The sequence below is a fragment of the Brevibacterium picturae genome, assembly GCF_030453725.1.
GTDB classification, from domain to species: Bacteria; Actinomycetota; Actinomycetes; order Actinomycetales; family Brevibacteriaceae; genus Brevibacterium; species Brevibacterium sandarakinum_A.
This window is the reverse complement of record NZ_JAKDJU010000173.1, coordinates 1-6,330: the sequence shown is the minus strand read 5'-3', so window position 1 is coordinate 6,330 and position 6,330 is coordinate 1. Positions and strand designations below refer to the sequence as shown.

Genomic DNA, 6,330 nt, shown 5'->3' with positions numbered 1-6,330 from the left:
CCGCTGTGTGTTCCCCCACCCTACCACCACGCGGCGAATCTTGGGGGGGTGCCTCAACCGCTCTGTTTGGTTGCTCAGCGCCCGGAAGGTGGCTGAGACCGTATCGAGTCAGTATTCGATGACGACTCGACCGTCGATCTTGCCGTGGATCATCTCCTCCAAGACCGCATTGATGTCCTCGAGCGGACGCTTGCTGTAAGTCGGATGGATCTTGCCTGCCGCGTAGAACTCCAACGCCTCGACCATGTCCTGGCGGGTGCCGACGATCGAACCGCGGATCGTCAGACCCTTGAGCACGATGTCGAAGATCGGTGCGGGAAACTCGCCCGGGGGCAACCCGTTGAAGACGATGGTGCCGCCTCGGCGAGTCATCGAGATCGCCTGTCCGAACGCCTTCGGATGCACGGCCGTGACGAGCACACCGTGGGAACCACCGATCTTTTCCTGGATGATGTCGGCAGGCTCCTCAGCAAATGCATTGACGGTGATCTCCGCCCCATGCTTCTTCGCCAGAGCCAACTTGTCATCGGCGACGTCGACCGCGATGACCCGCATCCCCATCGCCACCGCATACTGCACGGCGATGTGGCCGAGCCCGCCGATGCCGGAGATGACGACCCACTGCCCGGGTTTCACCTCGGTGCGTTTGAGCCCCTTGTAGACGGTGACCCCGGCGCACAGCACGGGCGCGATCTCGTAGGGGTCCGAACCCTCCGGAATGATCGCGGCGAACTTCGTGTCGACGAGCATGTACTCACCGAACGACCCATCGATGCCGTAACCGCCGTTGACCTGCTGTTCGCACAACGTCTCCCACCCCTGGCGGCAGTGCTCGCACGTTCCGCAGGCACCCCATAGCCACGCATTTCCGATCATCTGCCCGACCGTGACATCGGTGACGCCGGGCCCGACCTTCTCCACGGTCCCGACTCCTTCGTGGCCGGGAATGAGGGGAACCTTGGGCTTGACCGGCCAGTCGCCGTGTGCCGCGTGCAGATCGGTGTGGCAGACTCCCGAGGCGATGAGTTTGACCAACGCCTGGCCCGGCCCGGGCTCAGGAACCTCGTTGTCTCCGACGACGAGGTCCTGACCGAAGTCCTCGACTACTGCTGCTTTCATTGCTGCCATCATTAACTCCTTCGTGATGATGTTGCTGCTGTCTTGGCCGAAGCTCGCCTCAGAAGAATCCCTGCTTGTCCTCCGAGTAGCTGACGAGCAGGTTCTTCGTCTGCTGGTAGTGATCGAGCATCATCAGATGGTTCTCACGTCCGATGCCTGATGCCTTGTAGCCGCCGAAGGCCGCGTGGGCCGGGTAGGCGTGGTAATTGTTGACCCACACTCGTCCGGCCTGGATGTCCCGACCCGCCCGGTAGGCGGTGTTGCCGTTGCGCGACCAGACTCCGGCGCCCAGCCCGTAGAGGGTGTCGTTGGCCGTGGAGATGGCGTCGTCGTAGTCGCTGAAGGTCGCCACCGAGACGACGGGGCCGAAGATCTCCTCCTGGAAGATCCGCATCTTATTGCTGCCCTTGAAGATCGTCGGCTGCACGTAGTAGCCGCCGGACAGGTCCCCACCGAGGTCGGCCCGGGCTCCGCCGGTGAGTACCTCGGCGCCCTCCTGCTTTCCGATGTCGAGGTAGGACATGATCTTCTCGAATTGGTCGTTCGAGGCCTGCGCACCCATCATGGTGTCGGTGTCCAGCGGGTTGCCCTGGACGATCTTCTTCGTCCGCTCTGCCACTGCCTCAAGGAAGGGATCGGCGATCGACTCCTGGACCAGCGCCCGCGACGGGCAGGTGCAGACCTCGCCCTGATTGAGCGCGAACATGGTGAAGCCCTCTTGGGCCTTGTCCCAGTAGGCGTCATCGGAGGCATTGACATCGTCGAAGAAGATGTTCGGGGACTTGCCGCCGAGTTCCAGCGTCACCGGGATGATGTTCTGCGAGGCATACTGCATGATGAGCCGGCCTGTGGTCGTCTCACCCGTGAACGCGATCTTCTTGATCCTCTTGTTCGACGCCAACGGCTTACCCGCTTCGAGGCCGAAGCCGTTGACGACGTTGAGGACACCCTCAGGAAGCAGATCGCCGATGAGTTCCATGAGAACGAGGATCGAAGCCGGCGTCTGCTCGGCGGGCTTGAGGACGATGGCATTGCCTGCCGCCAACGCCGGAGCGATCTTCCATACTCCCATAAGGATCGGGAAGTTCCAGGGAATGATCTGGCCCACCACTCCGAGCGGCTCGTGGAAGTGATAGGCAACCGTGTCGTCATCGATCTGGGACAGGCCGCCTTCCTGCGCGCGGATCGCCCCGGCGAAATAGCGGAAGTGATCGATGGCCAGGGGAATGTCAGCGTTCAGGCATTCGCGGATGGCCTTGCCGTTGTCCCAGGACTCAGCCACCGCGATCATTTCGAGGTTCTCCTCGATGCGGTCGGCGATCTTGTTCAGGATCACGGCTCGCTCGGCAACAGAGGTCTTGCCCCAGGAGGGAGCGGCTGCGTGTGCGGCATCGAGTGCGACTTCGATGTCCTCAGCGGTGCTGGCTGGAATCTCACAGAAGGTCTTGCCGGTGATCGGTGTGGGGTTCTCGAAGTAGTTGCCGTTCTTCGGCGGCACCCATTGTCCGCCGATGAAGTTCTCGTAGCGAGACTTGAAGGACACGAGTGACCCGTCTTGACCTGGCTGAGCGTAAACAGTCATTGCAACTCCTTTGATGCGTATGCGGCGATCGGATATCTGTCTCCGATTGCTCCACACGCTACCCAGAGCAACGTTGCATGTGGGTTGCATCACACTTCGGTGACTGGTTCGTTCAGCAGCCGAGCGCCTCGAGTCGCACCACAGCTGCGTTTCGTTCGGGCGCTTCGGGCGGGGCCAGCCGCAGCACCGACATCAATACTTCGGAATCGTCCCGAGCCTCAGGCAATCCCGCAAAGCGCCACAGCTGCTGCCAGGTCCCGTTCTGCAGCAGATTCTCCCGCATCAGCGCGTCGAGTTCCGCACCGATCTCGCGGACTCCCGGAGCTTCCGAGTCCGGCAGCACCTGTCCCTGGTAGAGGTTGAGCGCTGTCTCCACATCGCTTTGGGCCAGGGCCCGATGGGTGCGTTCGACATCGCTGTCGATATCTCCCCGCAGACGGTAGGGACGGGCATCGACACGCAGATCGCCGAGGTGGCTGATGGCTCTGCGCAGACGTGCGATCTCCGCCCGGACCGTGACCTCGCTTCCGCCGAGTGCCCACAGCCGATCGGCGAGACCGGCACTGCTGATCCCGCTGTGGCTGCGCTGCAGGAGCAACAGGATCTCTGCATGGCGCCCCGACAGTGTCATCCGGGCACCGTCCGGGCCGGAGAGCTGAGGGCGAGCCCCGGTGACCTCAAGATACGCACCCTGACCAGTGCGGGCGGGAGGCAGCCCACCGGAATCTGGGGTGTAGAGCTCCGACAGGCCGGCGCGGGCGGCCTGAGCCGTCGAATTCAACAAGGGCAGGACGATGGATGACACCGCGTCATCGCCGCCGGTGACATCGAGGATGCCCAGGACCTGACCGGTCAGCGGATGAGTCACCGGAACCGCGCTGCAGCTCCACGAGTGCACCTCGGCGCAGAAGTGCTCGGCCTGACTGATCTGCACGGCATTGCCCGAGAGCAGTGCGAGCCCGGGGGCCGAGGTGCCCATGACAGCTTCGGACCAGTCGGTGCCGGGCACGAAGCCCATGGACTCGGCCCGGCCGCGGACCGCACGCTCACCTTCGACCCACAGCAGACGTCCCTGCTCATCGCCGAGGGCCACGAGCAGTCCCGCCTCCTTGGCGGGTTCGATCAGATGCGACCGCAGCAGTCCCATGATGGAGCTGAAAGGATGACGGCGCCTCACCTCGGCGAGCCGATCGCCTTCATAGGCCATGCGCACACGGACTCCTGCCGGATCGCTGAGGCGGCCGAGGGACCGGTTCCAGGACTCGAGCACGGCGGAACGGACACCGGGTCCCGAAGTCTCGGGCGCGGTCAGGGTTGCCAGATTGTCGTGGGCGCGACGAACGATGCGCTGATAGTCGTCGCGAAGCAGCGGAGTCGAATGCATAGCGGAGCTGTCCACCCCCATCGGCGGTTGTCACACAGTTGTCTACGGTGCTCACAATCTATCCGCGTTACCCCGTCCGGGCAAGACCGCACCAGGGTTCTCATGGAACAGAAAGGGCGGGAAGTGAGGATCTCACTTCCCGCCCAGAACTGCTGTCTGAGGCTCAATCCACCAAAGGGATCAGGCGACGCGCATCGACGAAGAGTCGATCGGAACGGCAGGGCCGTTCGATGTCGTCACGGTGGCCTTCGAGACGTAGCGGCCCTTCGAGGAGCCCGGCTTCAGACGCACGATCTCGTCGATGGCCGCCTCGAAGTTCTCCCGCAGTGCTTCCTCGGAGAAGGAGACCTTTCCGATGATGAAGTGCAGGTTCGAGTGCTTGTCGACGCGGAATTCGATCTTTCCGCCCTTGATCTCGGTCACGGCCTTGGCGACATCCATGGTCACGGTGCCGGTCTTGGGGTTCGGCATCAGGCCGCGAGGACCAAGCACCTTGCCCAGACGGCCGACCTTGCCCATCATGTCAGGGGTCGCAACAGCCGAGTCGAAGTCGGTGAAGCCATTGGCCACCTTCTCCAGCAGGTCATCGGAGCCAACGTAGTCGGCACCTGCTTCACGGGCAGCTTCAGCACGGTCGCCGGCAGCGAACACCAGGACCCGAGCGGTCTTACCGGTACCATGCGGAAGGTTGACGGTGCCGCGCACCATCTGGTCCGCCTTGCGTGGGTCGACACCCAGGCGGAGAGCGACCTCGACGGTGGCATCATACTTGGCCACCGTGGTCTCTTTGGCCAGGGCGATTGCCTGGGCCGGTTCGTATGTCACATCTGCGGCGATCTTCTCTGCCGCGGCCTGATAGGCCTTTGAACGCTTTGCCATCTGCTTCTCTCCTTGCAGTCGTGGTCCGGGCTGCGCGAGCCCTACCACAGTGAAATGTCTGGTCTCAGCCCTTGATGTCGGTGGTCACGCCCATGGAGCGAGCGGTGCCGGCGACGATGCGGTCAGCCTGATCCAGGTCATTGGCGTTGAGGTCGGGCATCTTCACATTCGCGATGTCGCGAACCTGGTCGGCGCTCAGGTGAGCAACCTTGTCGGTGTGAGGAGTAGCCGATCCGGACTTCACGCCTGCAGCCTTCTTGATGAGCTCTGCAGCCGGTGGGGTCTTGAGAACGAAGGTGAACGAACGGTCTTCGAACACAGTGATCTCAACGGGAATGACGTTCCCGCGCTGGGATTCCGTTGCGGCGTTGTAGGCCTTGCAGAATTCCATGATGTTGACGCCGTGCTGGGCAAGCGCCGGACCAATCGGAGGTGCCGGGTTAGCGGCACCTGCCTGAATCTGGAGCTTGACGAGGCCGGCTACCTTTTTCTTGGGAGGCATATTCGGTCCTTAATCTTGAAGTGTCGATGCGCCAGAGAAATACGGCGCATCGTTCGATGACGGCCTCCGATAAGAGCCGCGATCAAACCACACCAGTATTCCATGTCCGCAGGACTGGGAGCAAATGCCGGTGAGCCGGATCACTGGTGGTGAATGGCGCAAGGGCCCGGTATCCACCGGGCCCTTGCTGATGTTGAGAATCGACTCAGAGCTTGGAGACCTGGTCGAAGCTGAGCTCGACGGGAACGTCGCGTTCGAAGATCGACAGCAGCACGGTGAGCTTCTGCGATTCCGGACGAATCTCCTGGATTGTTGCGGGGTGGCCCTCGAAGGAACCTTCCTTGACGAGCACGGACTCGCCGACTTCGTACTCCACCTCGGTGATGGGTGCGGACTTCGCTGCCTGCTCCGCCTGCACACCTTCAGCGGCGGCGGCCTCGGCCTGGCGCTCTTCGAAGATCGGAGCGAGCATCGTGAAGACCTCGTCGATGGACAGAGGAGTCGGGTCATAGGCGTTGCCCACGAATCCGGTCACACCGGGAGTGTGACGGACCGCGCCCCAGGACTCATCGGTGAGTTCCATGCGCACGAGCACGTAGCCCGGGATGCGCACACGGCGGACCTGCTTGCGCTGGCCGTTCTTGATCTCGACGACGTCTTCCATCGGCACCTGGGACTCGAAGATGAACTCTTCGAGGTTGAGGCTGATGGAACGGTTCTCAAGGTTCTGCTTGACGCGGTTCTCGTAGCCTGCGTAGGAGTGGATGACGTACCAGTCACCTTCCTGCATGCGCAGCTCCGACTTGAACTCCTCGGCCGGGTCGACCTCATCGTCAGCGTCGACCTCGTCCGAGGTGTCATCGG

At 62.6% G+C, this 6,330-nt stretch carries 6 protein-coding genes; all 6 read right to left on the bottom strand.

Translation table 11 applies throughout. The annotated features are described in order from the left end of the window. Nucleotides 1-108: 108 nt before the first annotated feature. Nucleotides 109-1,128 carry an alcohol dehydrogenase AdhP gene (gene adhP, locus L0G76_RS13320; protein WP_304357659.1) on the bottom strand — a complete coding sequence of 340 codons (1,020 nt, stop codon included), beginning with the start codon at nt 1,126-1,128 and terminating at the stop codon, nt 109-111. Between the two features lie 49 nt (nt 1,129-1,177). Beyond that, nucleotides 1,178-2,701, bottom strand: coding sequence for an acetaldehyde dehydrogenase ExaC (gene exaC, locus L0G76_RS13315; RefSeq protein WP_304357658.1), 1,524 nt, complete (start codon nt 2,699-2,701; stop codon nt 1,178-1,180). A 112-nt stretch (nt 2,702-2,813) separates the two neighbouring features. After that, nucleotides 2,814-4,085, bottom strand: a complete 1,272-nt coding sequence (locus L0G76_RS13310; RefSeq protein ID WP_304357657.1) for a helix-turn-helix domain-containing protein — start codon at nt 4,083-4,085, stop codon at nt 2,814-2,816. Between the two features lie 180 nt (nt 4,086-4,265). Next, nucleotides 4,266-4,964, bottom strand: a complete 699-nt coding sequence (gene rplA, locus L0G76_RS13305; protein ID WP_304357656.1) for a 50S ribosomal protein L1 — start codon at nt 4,962-4,964, stop codon at nt 4,266-4,268. Between the two features lie 64 nt (nt 4,965-5,028). After that, nucleotides 5,029-5,466 carry a 50S ribosomal protein L11 gene (gene rplK, locus L0G76_RS13300; RefSeq protein WP_009883596.1) on the bottom strand — a complete coding sequence of 146 codons (438 nt, stop codon included), beginning with the start codon at nt 5,464-5,466 and terminating at the stop codon, nt 5,029-5,031. Between the two features lie 205 nt (nt 5,467-5,671). Beyond that, a partial coding sequence (gene nusG, locus L0G76_RS13295) for a transcription termination/antitermination protein NusG (RefSeq protein WP_304357655.1) occupies nt 5,672-6,330 on the bottom strand: 659 nt, incomplete at its 5' end.

Bases quoted from the DNA above. Each gene is read 5' to 3' on its own strand.
- adhP (WP_304357659.1), bottom strand. From the start codon at position 1,128: ATGGCAGCAATGAAAGCAGCAGTAGTCGAGGACTTCGGTCAGGACCTC.
- exaC (WP_304357658.1), bottom strand. From the start codon at position 2,701: ATGACTGTTTACGCTCAGCCAGGTCAAGACGGGTCACTCGTGTCCTTC.
- L0G76_RS13310 (WP_304357657.1), bottom strand. From the start codon at position 4,085: ATGCATTCGACTCCGCTGCTTCGCGACGACTATCAGCGCATCGTTCGT.
- rplA (WP_304357656.1), bottom strand. From the start codon at position 4,964: ATGGCAAAGCGTTCAAAGGCCTATCAGGCCGCGGCAGAGAAGATCGCC.
- rplK (WP_009883596.1), bottom strand. From the start codon at position 5,466: ATGCCTCCCAAGAAAAAGGTAGCCGGCCTCGTCAAGCTCCAGATTCAG.